Raw genomic sequence first — 16,993 nt, forward strand, 5'->3', positions numbered from 1 at the left:
CTACTCTTAATCTCCACCGATGTCACACCCCCTTATTCAATTAACAGTTAACAATTGTGTATGAAAAGCCTTAAAGGCTTTTCATAATAAGAATTCTAAAATTCTCTTCAAAATCCCTTTGGGTTTTGTTCCTTAACTGTTAACTTCTAAGCGTTACTTGTTAACTGAGTTAAGTGCTTCTTGTGCAATTTTTTGAGCTTCATCTAAAGCTTCTTTAGCAGGTACATTTTCTATTTCCACTTTATCAGCTGCATTTTTAAGTGCATCAATAATTTTTCCATCTGTAGGATCTATAAATACTTTTGTAGCATGAGTTGCTTGAGTGGCTGGAACTGCTGCTTGAGGATTTTTCTTTACATAATCTATAAATTCTGGTGTAGATGCACTACCTTTATTTACTGAAATATATCCAGAATCTATTGCCCATTCAGCACTAACCTTTACTGATGTAAAATATTTAATAAATTCATATGCACCTTGTTTTTCTTCATCACTAACTCCACTTGGAATAGCTAAAAGTCTTGCTTCTGCAATTGGTTTTGCTTGCTTACCTTCTTTAAACGCTGGCTGCTCATATGCACCTAATTTATTAAAATCAAGATCCCCTTGATCTCCTGATGACCCAGTATATCCAGCTGCCTTATCCTTCATAGCATCATCAACTGTTGCATACCAATATTCCCAACCTTGTCCACCTGAATGAATTCTCATAATTTTATCTTCATGAATCCACTTTCTAAAGCTATCCCAAGACTCAACCCATTCCTCTGAATTAATTAGTACTTGTTTTCCGTCATCACTTAATATTTTTCCACCATTGCTTAAGGCAGCATCAATTAAATTATCTTCACCCCACATAGGTTCCCATCCATAGTATGAAACTTCTGTTCCATCTTTTTTAGTAAGTTTCTTAGCTGCTTCTGCGACTCCTGTCCATGTTTTCAATGATTCTTCAGTAATTCCTGCATCTTTAAAGGCCTGCTTATTATAGTATAAAAGTTGTGTTGTACCATATATAGGGAATGCATATAGCTTACCGTCTTTTTTCCCAGTTTCTAAAAATGATTCTAAATAGTTTTCTTCTTTAAAATCTGTATCTTTACTTGTATAATCATTTATATTTGTTAATAACCCTTTATTAGCAAGCATATAAACTTTATCGCCTTCTAATAAAGCAAGTGCTGGACTTTTCTTAGCTACTATTCCAGCTTGTAAATTCTTAAATGTAGTCTTGTAATCTTCTTGTGCTACTCCCTTAACTTCATACTTATCTTGAGATTTATTAAAATCAGCAATTATTTTTTGCATATTTTCATCAAGTTTCCCCCCAAGACCATACCAATATTCAACTTCAACCTTTCCATTAGCAGTTTTCTTTACTTCTCTTTTACTCACTCCTCCACAAGATATTAGGCTTCCTGATATCATTAAAACTAAACCAACGGAAAAAATCTTTTTAATAATATTATTCATTAAATTACCCCCATAATTTATTATTCAATTTGAAATATACTATAAGTAGCAAAATCAAACTCTTTATCAAATTAGTTATACACTTAATTAAAAATATTCTTTATGTACTTATTTTTACTTTTCCTTTCATTGGAATTTCATTAAGTTCATTTTATGAACAATTTTAGTTTAACACTGTTCTATGTTCAACTCAATATGTTCATTAAAAATAATGATAAAAATCCCAAAAAAGGAAAAAGACTTAGCATCTATATAAATGCCAAGTCTTTTTCTAATTCATCGAAATATTCAGTTTATATATTTTTAAATTGTTAATAAAAGGGCTAATTAATTTTATTAAGCTTCAACACCATGTGATTGTTGAGCAGCTAATTCATCAGCATAAGCCATAGCATCTGCTTTCTTAAAGAATGGAAGATATATAGCTGTATCTATTGCTAATATAACCAATTGTGCTAATGCATATGGAATACCACCTATTAATAGACCTGAGATAATTGGTGGAACTGTCCAAGGTGGAGTTACTCCTCCCATTGGTGCAAGTAATCCACTTGCAATTGCAAGATACATTAATACTGCTGTTATTATTGGACAAGCTATGAATGGTACAGCCATGATTGGATTCATTACTACTGGAGTACCAAATAAAACTGGTTCATTTATATTGAATAAGTTTGGTGTTACTGCTAATTTACCTAATTGTCTAAATTGTGCTGATTTTGCAAACAATAACATACAAAGAACAAAACCAAGAGTATGTCCAGAACCTGCCATATTGATAAAGTTATCATAGAATTGAGAAGTTACTATATGAGCTCCATGTGCAAGATCTAAAGTTCCTGCTTTTTGAAGTTCTGCATTAGCTAACATATTTGCTCCTAATAAGCTTCCAACTATACCAGACATAATAGTTGCACCGTGAACACCAAACCACCATAAGAATGGAATACAGAATGCTATAACTATAACTCCGCCTAGTGAATCTGATACACCTTGTAGTGGTGTTTGAATAACTTTGTAAATTAATTCAACAAATGTTGTATTTAATCCCCATTTTAGTGCCGCATAAATAATTCCTGCTGCTGTAAACATCACTGCTGCTGGAATCAAGGCTGAGAATGCTGAAACTACACCAGCTGGAACACCTTCAGGCATCTTAATTCTGATGTCTTTACTCATGAACCATGAATAAGTAGCACCAACAACTAAACCAATTATAATTGCAGTAACCATACCTTGACCGCCAGTCCAACCTTTTGGAATAACGCCACCAACTTGGAATACGTCTTTTGTTCCTTCTGGAGTAAATGCAACGCTATCAGAAGTTGTAATTAAGAATACAGATAATGACATTACTCCAGCTGATAAAGGCTCAAAGCCCTCATTCTTTGCATAAACATAAGCAATCGAAATAACAGAAACAAGTGCCATAATATTCATTGTATTACCTTGAATTTTAAATAATGGATCAGTCCATCCCGCTCCAAATGTAGCAGTCATAAAATCAGTAAATGCTTTTACTGGAAAGCAAGCTATTAATAGGAACAAAGATCCTATTATTTGTAATGGCATTGTGTATAAAACACCATCTTTTAATGCTTGAATCCCTTTAAGATTAACGAATTTCATAACTACTGGTATTACTTTTTCGTTCAACGTTTGACTCATTGACATAATAAAATTCCCCCTTAAAAATTAAAATCTGATTATAATATGAATAATTACAAATAAAAATTTGCTATTATTACCGCTTTAAGTTTAGTTATTAATTATAATTTTAATAAAGTAATCCTTTTCTTCTGATCTACTTTTATATAACACATGTTCTATTACTATAATTTAATGTTTTTCTTATCATCAAAAAATTTTATTAAACATCTGTTATTATAAAAGCTTTAGGATTATCATGTTGATTCTATAGTATATAAAACAACAAGTGTTTCTACTTTTTAATTAAGTTTAATGCCAAATCTAAAACCTTAGCTCCATTCATCATTCCATAATCAACCATTGGAATTACTTCTACTGGAATTCCTTTTGGATCACAAAGTTTCTTTGCCTTTCCTAAAGTATATCCAACTTGTGGTCCAAGTAAGGCAACATCCATACTATCTAAATGTTTATCCATTTGAGCTTCTGGAAATGCTATAATTTCTGCATCTACCCCCTTAGCTTTAGCTGCTTCCTTCATCTTATTAACTAAAACGCTTGTTGACATTCCTGATGCGCAGAATAATTTGATTGTAACCATATCTTTGTCCTCCTTATTAATTTTAATTACATAATTTGAATATATATTTATAATTTTGTGTTTATTTTAAAAATATATTTATCGTATTAGTGTTTTCATAACATTTACTGGTGTAGTTTGTCTTGAATAATTCTTATAGTTTTTTAAGTATTATTTAACTAAAGTGTTTACAACTTTTCTTAACTCAATAATTTGTTCGATTAAATTCTTTTCTGTTATTGATGTCATTAAATGATCTTGTGCATGAACAAACAATATTGATAATTCTACTTTTTCTCCCGCAGCTTCTTTTTGAAGCATTTCTGTTTGTGAATCATGTGCTTTTGCTAATGCATCATTAGCTAATTGCATTTCCTCTTCAGCCTCTTCATATTTTCCTTCGTTTACCATGCCAAGTGCCATGTAAGCGTGATTTTTGCAATCTCCCGCATTAATTATGATATTCATTATTGCCATTTCTAATTGATCCATTTCTACTCCTCCAATTCATGCTTTATTGCCTTATGCTATTATATATAGCAATACCCGTGCCAAACACTATTAATTATTTTATTTTTTTTATTTTTTTACTGTTTAAAACTTATCTATTTTCTATAAATCTAGGTATTTCAACACTTGCAAGCGAAATAGATACCATAATACTTTTAAAAAGACATAACTTTTATTTATCTCAAAATATATATTTTGTTTATTTTAAGATATGTGTTTACTTAATCCAGTTAGTGTTTTATAATTATATATAGTGTTTGAATATTTTTCAAACTGTATGAAAACACTATAGAAATAATGTTTGTTTATAATTATATTTTTTTACTATAATTATGAACCCATTCCATAATTTTCATTATAGTGTATGAAAATGTTTAATCTATCATGTTATCTACAAATTAAATTTTATATAGGAGGATATATAATGACTAAAAAAGATTTAGTTTATCAAAAACTTCTACAATTAAATTCTTCAGAAGGTATAGATACTAAAACACTAGCGCCGCTAGTTAATATGACTAGAGCAAATTTAAGTCATGAGTTAAACGAGCTCTGCAAAGAAGGTAAATTATATAAATCAATTGGCAGGCCCGTACTGTTTTTTCTTTCAGAAAACAAAATACAAAATAATGAGTCTCAATTAGATTTATTAGCTAAAAATAATGTTTCACTTAAGGATTCTGTTGAACAAGCTAAAGCTGCTATACTATATCCACCTAAAGGCATGAACTGTTTGATATTAGGTGGGACAGGTGTAGGTAAGTCTATGTTTGCTTCTCTTATGCACAATTATGCTTTAGAAATGAAAGTAAAAACAGAAAATTCTCCTTTTATAGTGTTTAACTGTGCAGATTATACTAATAATCCTCAGCTTTTGACTTCTCAGCTTTTTGGAGTAAAAAAAGGTGCTTATACTGGAGCCGAGTCAGATAAGGTTGGATTAATAGAAGAAGCTAATGGTGGGATTTTATTTTTAGACGAAATTCATAGATTGCCTCCTGAAGGTCAGGAAGCTCTCTTTATATTTTTAGATACAGGTACTTTCAGACGTATCGGTGATTCCGAAACCAGAAAATCCGATGTATTAATAATCTCAGCTACAACTGAAGATCCAAACTCTGCTTTGTTGAACACTTTTACCAGAAGAATTCCTCTTGTTATTAATATTCCCTCTCTAAAAGAAAGAACTTTGGATGAAAGGTTATTCTTAATTAAAAGCTTCTTTAAATATGAGAGTATTCGTTTAAATAAAGAAATATATGTATCATTGAACTCTCTTAGAGCACTACTTTCTTATGATTGTCCTAATAATATAGGTCAATTGAAGAGTGATGTTCAGTTGCTTTGTGCAAAAGCATATTCGGAATTTCTAACAAATATAAGACGTGATGTAAGAATCCATAGTAAGGCTCTACCTCATTATATTAAAGAAGGTCTTTATAAAGAGAAAGAACATAGAGTTTTATGGAATAAACTTATGAGCGAAGAAATTGAATATTTTAGATTCAATGGCTCCACTGAAGACACAAACACTATATTTAATAATGGAGATAATACAATCTATAACTTTATAGAAAGTAAACTTGAAAAGCTAAAATCTTTAGAAATCTCAGATATTGATATTGAAAATATTCTTGAAAAGGATATAGCAAAGCATTTTAACAAAAATAATTCAGAAGTATCCGAGGAAACAAGCAAACAAAACTTGTTAACTATTATTGACGAAGATATATTAAAGTGCATTGACAGCATAGTAAGTCATTTAACTCGAAAACTCCCTGTAGAGTTTGACAGTAATTTATACACCGCTTTTGCCTTGCATATTAACACACTAATTAACAGAATAAACAATGACAAAATAATAATAAACACTAATTTGAATAAAATAAAAGATCTTTATCCTGCAGAGTTTAATGTTGCACTTGAAGTTAAAGAAATTATAGAAAATACTATTAATAAATCAATTCCAATAGATGAAGCTGGATATTTAACACTATTTCTAATACCAGACAATACCTTTAATGATACATCTCAAGATAAGGTGAAAGTTATTCTAATTGCTCATGGAGAATCTACTGCAACTTCCATGGCTGATGTTTCTAACAAACTGCTTGGAGAGAATTATATAATCCCAATAAATGCTCCAATAGATGTTGCTCCATCAAAAGTATTAGAAAAACTAAAAATTGGTATTCAAGAAAATCCAACTTCATCTGGCTATTTATTGCTAGTTGATATGGGATCTTTAACAACATTTGCAGATGTCATAAAAAAAGAATTCCAAGTTGATATTAAAGTAATTTCTCTTGTTTCAACCCTTCATGTATTAGAGGCTGCTAGAAAAGCACTTATTGGGTCGTCTTTAGATGAAATTTATAATGATGTATTAATGGTAAATTCTTATGTGGAAATGCATAAAAATATAAACACTACTTCTGAAGACTCAGATAAGGTTTTAATAGTAACAGCTTGCCTGACTGGTGAAGGTGCTGCAATTGCAATTAAGAACTTCTTACTTAGTAACCTTAGGATTAATAAGGATTACTTTGAAATTGTGTGTTTAAATTGTTTAGATAAAAAATATTTTAAGCAAAAGATAATTAATCTTCAGAAGCAAAATGAGATATTATTTATTGTATCATCTTTCCCTGTAGACTCGCCATTAAAACAATATACAATGTATGAAGTGTTTAATATGGATGTACTAAAAGAATTACAAGCTGCAATAGATTCTAAAACAACTATGATTAATATTCCAAGAATCATAAAGGAGAATATATATAATATAGATAGTGTTGAACTGTATCGTGATGTAACCTATTTCTTAAATACACTACAAGATACACTTTCAATTAAGCTACCAGATGAAAACACTGTTGGTTTTGTACTTCACTTATCATTTGTTGTAGGTAAATTAAGAAATGAAGATAATCAAGCGAATTATCCTGAAAAAGATAGTTATATAGCTGAAAACATCAATTTATATAATATAATTAGAGAGAATTTATCTTTTATAAGTGCTAAATATAAAATAGATATATCCGATGATGAAGTTTGCTATTTAATGAATCTATTACTTAATACTGAACCTTCATTGAATGAAGGTGAATAACAATCGAAATATAAAAATACTTTCTGTGTTATGATACTTTAAGTTTACTCACAAAAAAACGAAATGGAATAGATGTTTTTGCTTCGGTTCTTTGAAGACTGCACAAAAACATCTATTCCATTTCTTTGTTTAGTGTAAATTTAAAGTGAATCATATTTAGGCAAGTATTTGTATATTTCTCTGTTTATCAATACCCTTAATGACGAAAATTTATGGTCTTCAAAACAATTTATATCGTTTTAATGTAGGAACCACATGAAAATTGTGCAATACCTTTACCTTATTTATCATATAAATTTATTATGTAGCCTTTTTCCAATACTTTCTATTATATATAACACAGGTATTTGAGTAGTTATATCGCTGATTCCTAGTTTTTCTTGCTGTATGTAATATGAAATATTTAAATCAGATATTTTTGCTATAGTACAATTCTCAGTATTAGTTATACTAACAACTGTGCTATTCTCTCTTTTTAGGTTGCTTATATGATCAATAACTGAATGAGTTTCTCCCGAAACTGATATTGCTATAATAATTGAATCTTCATAAAACTTAGAGTTTCTTGGGAAATAAGGGTCATCAATATACATGGCAAATTTACCTATTGATGAAAAGTATCTTGCCGCATATTTACATAAGATTCCAGAAGTTCCAGCTCCTATAAATATGATGTTACTAGCTTGCTTTATATTGTCACAAAGTATGTTTAATTTCCTATCTAATTCACTGTTATCTAATTTTTTAAAAAAATCTACTATCACAGAAGTATCATTATTTACTTTTTCAAATTCATTTCTCTCAACATGCATTTTTAGCTTTATCTTAAATTCTGAGTATCCTTCACAATTAACTTTTTTGCAAAATCTTAAAATAGTTGTAGTTGATACGTGTGCCTCGTCTGCTAACTCTCTAATCCTCATGTAAGATACCTTTCCAATATTTTTCATTATGTATCTATATAGTGATAATTCTATATCATTAAAACTTTGGATAATTTCATAACTAAACATAAATAATAAACCTCTTCTTTCATCACATCTGCTTATTTTAAGTATACCTTATTTACACATAGTTTTTAAGAGTATATAAAAAGCATTCCAAAATAAAATTTAATGTTATTTTGAGATGCTTCATAAATTCAAGTTAGTTATTTATCTATATTTAAAGCTCTATAAATGGCTTTAGCCACTCCAGCATTATCATTCGTATCAGTTATATATTTAGCTGCTTCTCTTATTTGTGGAATTGCATTTTTCATCGCAAATGATTCCGTAAACTCCGTAAACATAGAATAATCATTAAAACTATCCCCAAGAACTATAACTTCTTCTCTTTTTATCCCCATTTTTTCCGCAACTTTTGCCAGTATAAGCCCTTTTTGCGCCTCTTTATTATTTATTTCTATGTTTTTAGTAAAAGTTGAGGAAATAGCAAGTCCCTCAATTGATTCCAGCTTTTCTTTTACTTTAAGAGTTGTTTCTTCATCATTATAAAAGGCTACAAACTTTCCAATTTTCACATCGCTGTTTAAAAATCCCTCTATATTCTCAATATAATTTAAGTTAACAAAATGCGGATGATTTCTAGCAATTTTTAATGCCTCATCATAGCTTGTTCCGGGATCAAATGCTATTATTCTATATGCAACTTCTGTTAATGCTTCTTCTTTATCATTAACTGTGTATAATCCTTTATCAGTATAAATTTCAGCCACAATTTTTTCTTTAATTATCATATTTATAATTTCTCTTGCTTCCTCTTTCCCTATGTAAATACCTTCTAAGACATTTCCATCTTCATCTATATATTCTCCACCATTTAGAACTATACATTGACATCTTAAATTGCATTCATCAAGTAGTGGTTTAACATCGTCATACATTCTACCAGTTGAAATTGCGAATTTAACCCCCATTTCTTGCGCTTTTTTTATAGCCTCCAAATTTTCCTTAGGTATCTCATGATTACTATTAAGTAATGTCCCATCCATATCTGATGCAATAAGCTTTATCATATATTAATTCCTCCATATTTACGCTAACTTGTTTTAAAATACATCTCCTTAATAAAAATATATGTAATTTTATTATATAATAAAATCAATTATTTTTTCACAAAAGTATTTTACTCTTAGATTTTATATTATAACCAGTATATTAGTTGTTTATAAATTCTAAATCCAAAATTAAATAAACACTTTTATTTAATTTTACTTTTAATTTATCTCAATTACGATATTATTTTTCAGCCTCTCAGCACAGCAAATATGTTAGACAAATAAAATAAGGCTAGAATTTTATTATTTCTAGCCTTTATAATCAACCTTATATTCCTGTAATATTTTATTTATAGCTTTTGCAACTCCTGAATTATAATTTGTGTCAGTTATATGCTTTGCTGTCTCTTTTATTTCAGGTACTGCATTTTCCATGGCAAAAGATATAGGAAATTCAGCAAACATGGAATAATCATTTAAACCATCTCCAATTACAGCAACTTCTTCTTTTTGTATTCCCATATTTTCTACTACCTTAAGAAACTGTAATAAAAGTATGCTACTCATTTCGGCAAGTTACATATTTAGATCTAGTTTACATTAAAGTTCTTCTCCATTAGTTTCTATTACTTTTTTATACCAATAGAAGCTCTTCTTTCTTGATCTACTCAAATCTCCATTTCCATCATTATCTTTATTTACATAAATAAAGCCATATCTCTTTTTCATTTCACCTGTTGATGCACTTACTAAATCTATACATCCCCATGGAGTGTATCCCATTAACTCAACTCCATCATTAACTGCTTCTTTCATTTCTTTTATATGGTCTCTTAAGTAGTCAATTCTATAATCATCGTTAATTGAACCGTCTGCGAGAGCTTCATCCACAGCACCTAATCCATTTTCCACAACCATTAGTGGAATTTGATATCTATTGTGGATATTATTTAATGTCCATCTTAATCCCTTAGGGTCAATCTGCCATCCCCAATCACTCGCTTTAAGATAAGGATTCTTTACACCTCCAAGTATATTTCCAGAAGTCTTTTCTAAATTTGAATCTGTGCTTGAACAGTTTGACATGTAGTAGCTAAATGTATAAAAATCTACACAGCCTTCCTTTAGAATTTTCTCATCTTCTTCTTGCATTTTTATTTCAATATTATTCTCTCTAAAAAATCTCTTTGCAAAACCTGGATATGCTCCTCTTACTTGAACATCGGAACATAAAAAATTATTTAAATTATCTCTTTCTTGAGCTAAGAATACATCTTCTGGATTACATGTATATGGATATGTTGTCATATATGCAATCATACATCCTATTTTAAAATCTTTATTGATTTCATGTCCTAATTTAACAGCCTTTGCACTAGCAATAAATTGATGATGAAGTGCTTGGAATCTTATTTGTTTGCTATCATCAGTTTCTTTATCAAAGGCAAGTTCACCGCCATCATTTAATAATATTCCACCACCCATGAATGCACCAAATGGCATTGTTAAGCAGTTAATTTCATTAAATGTAAGCCAGTATTTTACAACGTCCTTATATCTTTTAAATATAGTTTCGCAATATCTAACATAGCACTCAATAACTTCTCTCCCAGCCCATCCGTTGTATTTTTTAGTTAATCCAAACGGAGTTTCATAATGAGAGATTGTAACTAATGGTTCAATATTGTATTTTTTTAATTCTGCAAAAACATCATCATAGAATTTTAAACCTTCTTCATTTGGAGTCGCATCATCACCATTCGGGAAAATTCTGCTCCAATTTATTGATAATCTAAAAGTCTTAAATCCCATTTCTCCAAATAATTTAATATCTTCTTTATAATGATGATAAAAATCTATCGCTTCATGACTTGGATAATATGTTCCTTCTTCTAATTCTGGTGTTATTCTTCTTGGAGTAGTATGGGTACCACCAGTCATAACATCTGCGGTACTAAGACCCTTTCCGCCTTCTCTATATCCACCTTCAAATTGGTTTGCAGCTGTTGCTCCTCCCCATAAGAAATCCTTTGGTAAACCTTGAAATTTATTGTTTAACATTCTATTCCTCCTATAACTTGTACTACTTCTATACTATTAGTCTTTATTTTTATCTGGTTTGCAACTGCTAATAGTGAAACATATATCAAAATATATGATATTATTTCTATTCCTAAAAATTATAAACATCTTTATCATAAACTTTATTAAAATTCAAGTGGGGATTGCCCCCACTTAAATCAAATCTAATCATAGAATATCTTGAAAGGAATAATTTATATTTCCTTTATAAGATACCCAGAATATCCTATATTATTAATCTTTCCTATCTATCTTCTAATTTTTCTATTACATCTTTAAATTGAGGTAAATGCTTTTTATGCGCTACTAACAATTCATCTAATACAATTTTAGAAACTTTTCCACTTGGAACTAGTGGATTTATTGTAAATGCGTGAAGTGCCTTATCATAATTACCTGTAACCGCTGCTGAAATTGTTGTTTCTTCCATTCCCTTCATTATTTGAACCATACCTCTTGGAGCTGGATCAAATTTTCCAAAGTTAATTGGTTCTGGTCCATGGGATGTGATTATACTTGAAACTTCTACTATAGAGTCATATGGAAGATCTTCTAGTGCCCCATTATTCTTTGTGCAAACTACCATTGTTGTTCTCTTATCATTATAGATTGAAGCAATTAATTCGCATGCTGCATCACTGTAGTGAGTTCCGCCTCTCTTAGTTAATTGTTCTGGTTTATAATCAAGTTTTGGATCTTTATATAATTCAAATAATTCTGCTTCCGTTCTTTTTACAACTTCTGCTCTAGTTTCTCCTTTTGAGAAACTTTCAAGTTCCTCTTGTAGCATATCATCTGTAACATAGTAATATCTATGGTATGGACAAGGTAAAATTCCTAGATCTTTAATTTGTTCATAGTTAAATTTAATATCTTTTATGTTTGCAACTCCCGCATCCTTATTTTCTTCTGCTAGTTCTGGGTTGTACATTTTTTCGATTACTTCTGCTGTTCTTTCATTTCCTTCTTTATCCCATACCCTATGCCAGTGAAAATGGTTTAGCCCTGCAAACTCAAAGAATAACTCACTTGAAGAAACACCAAGCTTTTTGGCATCGTCTTCTATACAATTAATTGGAACATTGCATAATCCAACCGTTTTATCCCATCCACCATATTTAATAGATGCTTCTGTTACCATACCAGATGGATTAGTGAAATTAACAAGCCATGCATCTGGGCATAATTCTCTCATATCATCTATTATGTCTAAGATTACTGGAATTGTTCTAAAGGCTTTAAACATCCCACCAGCACCATTAGTTTCTTGTCCAATCATTCCATGACTTAAAGGAATTCTTTCATCTTTTATTCTTGCATCTAAAAGACCTACTCTAAATTGAGTTGATACAAAGTCTGCATCTTTAAGTGCTTTTCTCCTATCTAAAGTTAAATTTACTTCCCAGTCCAAACCTGCTGCTTTAACCATTCTTTGAGCCATAGCTCCAACGATTTCTAATTTTTCTTTTCCATCTTCAATATCGACAAGCCATATTTCTTTTATTGGAAGTTCAGCTTTTCTTTTAATAAATCCTTCAATTAACTCAGGAGTATAACTTGATCCTCCACCAATAGTAACTATTTTGATTTTTTCTTTTCTCATAGTATATTTCCTCCCTTGATTTATATATAAATTTTATTTTCCAATCACATTTTAATAAAGTGAAAACACCTTAAAATTAATTCTAAGTGAGGGGAATTCGGAGCTATCCACACATGGATATGGTTTAAGTAACCCTTTACTTAAAGATATCATAAATCAAGGTAAAATATCTGAGTTTAGGGATTTTAGTTACACATGCTACTTTTTAGTTATTTGTTTTTTTATAAAACAAGTTGTTTTATATAAGCTCATAAAAAATATTCCAGATACTCTCCAGTGCTCAGTTCACAAGAGAATATCTGGAATTATATTTCCTTAGCTTAAAGGATTTTGAGCAGATGATATAAACTTATTTTCTATTTCTAAAAAGATATTTTTATCATAGTAGGTAAAGATAGTACAAACTATGCTAGGTACGAAAATTAGAAATACAATAGAAGTAGATTTTAGTAAATAATATGCCAAAGCCAAAACAATAATCTTTAAAATAGTTGTAGGAAACTTTTTAATCATAAAATATAAGGATAACATTAATAAATCCTTTAATTTAATCTCAAACCTAGAATTTATAGAGAAAGCATATAACCCTGCAACCAGTAATATTATCATAAGTAAAGCAATAATTATATGTATACCCGTCTGAGGCATATTCACATAGAAATATCTAAAATCAATAAAAAATATTGTTATTAGGATAAGCTCAGTAAGCCAAAGCTTAAGATTAGATAAAAAATTCTTCTTATAGGAATTCCAAAAGACTGAAGAAAAATAAATATCTTTCTCACGGATTATCTTCCCTATAGTGCTATATAACGCGCCTAAAGATGGGCCCAAAGGAATTAGACAGATAAATAAAAGAAAGAAATTAAAATTCTCAGGAGATATTACAGTTAAAATTAAAAGTAATATGAGAAGTATATTGCAAATTGCTACGTAGATACTACTTAAACAAAACCCAATCATATAATTTGTGATCGCATAAATTGGTTTATCATAAAATTCTTTCATTATATTTCCTCCTGTGCTATTAATCGTTCTGATTCTATGAAGATTTGATTGCAAAATCGATTTCAATATGTTTTTTCTATACTAAAACTCTCTTCTGGTCCAAAAAACGAATTTGGAAGTTTTCCTTTTGATAATACCAGCTTTTGCAATACTAATCCTGCATCCAATCCATAGAATCTAAGTCTATGGATTCCTTTATCTAATTTATGAATAGTCGTAGTTATATGGATATTTTCCAAAACTGCATTGCACCAAATGTCATTATCGTAATCTCCCGCAATAAAATCCTTTGGCAGAGCATCTGCTATAGTTGGTTTCTCATCATCAAAGGCTACTGCATATTTTAATCTGCTCTTTTTAGTTAAATTATTGGTTGGTGCAACGTAGGTTGCTAACGTATATTCTGCGTCCTCATTCACCCTTAATCTATATTCTAAATATGGTGCATCTTCTACTTTTTTAAAGGACACAGTTGTAGGGAACATCTTCATTGAAGATAAAGTACGCCCGTAATTTTCAATTACTTTCCATTCCACATTGGATTTTTGGACTTTATCTACTACATGCTCTGCTTCAATAGAAACCACATCATGTGCCTCAGCAAAGGTCATATCTAGTAAACCAGTGATATCAATGACTTCAGCAGTAACGTTTACCCTTACTTTTTCTCCTGCGCCCGAAATAATTATGAAACCACTTGATGTTTTGGATACTTTATTCCAATCTATTAAAACATTAATTTTTATTCCATCAGATATAGTTCCTCGTTTACTATTTAACTTTATCCAATCTGCACTTGTTTCAATTTTATAATCAAATTCTGTGTTTCCTCCATTGCTTATAACAATAGAATAACTCTCTTTACCCAAGTTTGTAAAGACTGGCAGAACCACTGTACCAGAACAGTATGCTTCTTCAGTTCCTTGTACATCTACAATCATAGAACTTCCATCTTTTAGCGAAATTTTGAAAACTTCCGGATACGTCCAGCTATCAGGACTCCATTCCATATATCCTATATGAGGAGAACTCATCATTCCCTTCCACTTGCCATTAGACATATTGTCATTATAATAAGCCTGCATTTCAATATCTTTTACTTTACATTCTTCTACCAATTCAGCATATAAATTTGCAAGGGCACTATTTCGTTTATAATACAGATTATTTAATCCTGCATATATCTGCATTTTAACAATATTTGCAGATGCTGCTGCAGGATAATAAACCAACTGGTAATATGCGTCCTTATAAACTTCTGGCATCTCATCGTAATATTTCTTGGATTTATTCTCTAGATCAATTGCTTTTTCCATCACTCTTTGTGCCTCATTATAATTTATATAACTATATGTATGAGCAAAAGTGACCTCAGGTTTTCTACATCCGCTCATTTTAGTGTAGCCTATTAGTATACTCTCGATCCCATCTAATACATCATCGTCTACAGCATTTCCAAATTGCTGCATCGTCCACTTCTTTGTATATTCCTTGGTCTTATTTCTTCCATTAACACCCCAAGTTTCAAAGTCATAGGCCAAATCTAAGAAGTAGGAAACAGGAAATTCGTTTGGTTTTAAATCTCCAGTGTTAACAATCCATATATCACGTACACCGTAATCATAAGCCATAGTCATCTGTTCCCATACTTTTTCAAGGGGAGTTGTATTTACCCATTCATAAGAACGTGGACCTCCATGATAATCAAAATGGTAGTACATTCCCCAGCCAGCCTTACGATTTCGTTCTGCTTCTTCTGGAAGGGTACGTACATTAGCAAAATTATCATCTGCAAGCATAATTGTAACATCATCTAGCACATCCCAAGTTCTTAATCCCTCTGCCTTATCTGTTCCATACCAATATTTTTCTACTTCCTTATATATAGTAAGAACCTGAGGTGCATCTTCAAGACCTTGTTCTTTTAATAAACGCTTTTGTGTTCTAATAATATCCTTTAAAAGTTCTATGTTTTCTTCTTCAGAACCTTTTAATGCAGAGTCTTGCTCTCCTCTCATACCTATGGTAATTAGACTTTCAAGACCCTTGTTACGCTTGAGCCCATCTTCCCAAAACTTTGTTATAGCAGCTGTATTGCTGGAAAAATCCCATAGTGGGTTTGTACCATACTGGCCATTAATATTCTTCCATTCTTCACCTGCTCTGAACATTGGTTCATGATGAGATGTACCCATTACAATACCATATGCATCAGCAAGCTCTGCATTAGCTAAAGGATAGCTTTTACCATTTTCGCTAAATACAGCACTCCACATAGCTGGCCACATAAAATTTCCTTTTAATCTCAAAATCAACTGGAAGACCTTATCATAAAATTCTTCATTAAAATCTTCAAATGCATTAGTTACCCATGATCCTAAAGATGGCCATTCATCATTTAAGAAAAAGCCTCTATATTTTACAGATGGTTCTTTTGAAGTGATGTTTAACTCTTTATCTGAAAAAATCAATTCAGATTTCTTTGCTGGCATAACATCTGCAAAATAAACCCATGGACTTACTCCAATTAGTTCTGAAATACGATAAATACCGTAAATTGTCCCTCTCTTATCGCTTCCTACAATAACAAGAGCTTTGTCCACACCTTCAATTGGCTTTTCAACAAGCTGTGTATTATAGCATTCGCGCTTGTCCTTTATTAAAGATACATCTAGTATTCCTTTAGTAATTAACGAATCAATTATTTTGTTATTTCCTATTGAGCCCGCAATAACTACTGTTTCCTTTAATTCTCTGACATCTGTTACTACCGTTGGAGTTACCCCAGTAACTAAATTAACATCTTCTGCAAAGGAATTAGCAACAAGCTTTAAACCTTTATAGTCATTTCCTTTTGAATCTATATATATGGCAGCTGCTTTTCCTGATGCCACAATTGTTACGTTTTTCATACTTCTTATCTTACCCCTTCATGATTCCTATATAATTATCTTCTATGACCTACACGCTAAATGA

At 30.7% G+C, this 16,993-nt stretch carries 11 protein-coding genes and 1 pseudogene; 1 reads left to right on the forward strand and 11 read right to left on the reverse strand.

The annotated features are described in order from the left end of the window. Positions 1 to 153: 153 nt before the first annotated feature. The 4 genes from D2A34_RS04060 to D2A34_RS04075 form a co-directional block, all read right to left on the reverse strand. Positions 154 to 1,473 (reverse strand): ABC transporter substrate-binding protein, encoded by a 1,320-nt coding sequence (locus D2A34_RS04060; protein WP_119365803.1) that lies wholly within the window; start codon positions 1,471 to 1,473, stop codon positions 154 to 156. Positions 1,474 to 1,809: 336 nt separating this feature from the next. Next, positions 1,810 to 3,147 (reverse strand): PTS sugar transporter subunit IIC, encoded by a 1,338-nt coding sequence (locus D2A34_RS04065; RefSeq protein ID WP_079437798.1) that lies wholly within the window; start codon positions 3,145 to 3,147, stop codon positions 1,810 to 1,812. A 268-nt stretch (positions 3,148 to 3,415) separates the two neighbouring features. Then, a complete protein-coding gene (locus D2A34_RS04070; protein WP_119365804.1) occupies positions 3,416 to 3,724 on the reverse strand; it encodes a PTS sugar transporter subunit IIB in 309 nt (102 codons plus the stop codon). Positions 3,725 to 3,874: 150 nt separating this feature from the next. Further along, positions 3,875 to 4,195, reverse strand: coding sequence for a PTS lactose/cellobiose transporter subunit IIA (locus D2A34_RS04075; protein WP_079437796.1), 321 nt, complete (start codon positions 4,193 to 4,195; stop codon positions 3,875 to 3,877). Positions 4,196 to 4,637: 442 nt separating this feature from the next. Between D2A34_RS04075 and D2A34_RS04080 the strand changes: the two genes are divergently transcribed. Further along, positions 4,638 to 7,325 carry a sigma-54-dependent transcriptional regulator gene (locus D2A34_RS04080; RefSeq protein WP_079437795.1) on the forward strand — a complete coding sequence of 896 codons (2,688 nt, stop codon included), beginning with the start codon at positions 4,638 to 4,640 and terminating at the stop codon, positions 7,323 to 7,325. Positions 7,326 to 7,612: 287 nt separating this feature from the next. On the opposite strand, the gene D2A34_RS04085 is transcribed toward D2A34_RS04080, so the two are convergent. The 7 genes and pseudogenes from D2A34_RS04085 to D2A34_RS04115 form a co-directional block, all read right to left on the reverse strand. Next, positions 7,613 to 8,338: a MurR/RpiR family transcriptional regulator gene (locus D2A34_RS04085; RefSeq protein ID WP_079437794.1), complete on the reverse strand. Its 726-nt coding sequence runs from the start codon at positions 8,336 to 8,338 to the stop codon at positions 7,613 to 7,615. Between the two features lie 137 nt (positions 8,339 to 8,475). Beyond that, positions 8,476 to 9,342, reverse strand: coding sequence for a Cof-type HAD-IIB family hydrolase (locus D2A34_RS04090; RefSeq protein ID WP_119365805.1), 867 nt, complete (start codon positions 9,340 to 9,342; stop codon positions 8,476 to 8,478). Positions 9,343 to 9,633: 291 nt separating this feature from the next. Next, a pseudogene (locus D2A34_RS04095) lies at positions 9,634 to 9,861 on the reverse strand (HAD hydrolase family protein); the annotation flags it as partial. A 63-nt stretch (positions 9,862 to 9,924) separates the two neighbouring features. Next, complete coding sequence (locus tag D2A34_RS04100) at positions 9,925 to 11,385, reverse strand: glycoside hydrolase family 1 protein (protein ID WP_119365806.1); 1,461 nt, start codon at positions 11,383 to 11,385, stop codon at positions 9,925 to 9,927. A gap of 265 nt (positions 11,386 to 11,650) precedes the next feature. Next, positions 11,651 to 13,009 (reverse strand): 6-phospho-beta-glucosidase, encoded by a 1,359-nt coding sequence (locus D2A34_RS04105; RefSeq protein WP_119365807.1) that lies wholly within the window; start codon positions 13,007 to 13,009, stop codon positions 11,651 to 11,653. A 315-nt stretch (positions 13,010 to 13,324) separates the two neighbouring features. Next, positions 13,325 to 14,017: a DUF624 domain-containing protein gene (locus tag D2A34_RS04110; RefSeq protein WP_119365808.1), complete on the reverse strand. Its 693-nt coding sequence runs from the start codon at positions 14,015 to 14,017 to the stop codon at positions 13,325 to 13,327. Positions 14,018 to 14,079: 62 nt separating this feature from the next. Then, on the reverse strand, positions 14,080 to 16,929 hold the full coding sequence (locus D2A34_RS04115) for a glycosyl hydrolase 115 family protein (protein ID WP_119365809.1): 2,850 nt from the start codon (positions 16,927 to 16,929) through the stop codon (positions 14,080 to 14,082). Positions 16,930 to 16,993 lie beyond the last annotated feature (64 nt).

The sequence above is a fragment of the Clostridium chromiireducens genome (assembly GCF_003575225.1).
Classification (GTDB): domain Bacteria; phylum Bacillota; class Clostridia; order Clostridiales; family Clostridiaceae; genus Clostridium; species Clostridium chromiireducens.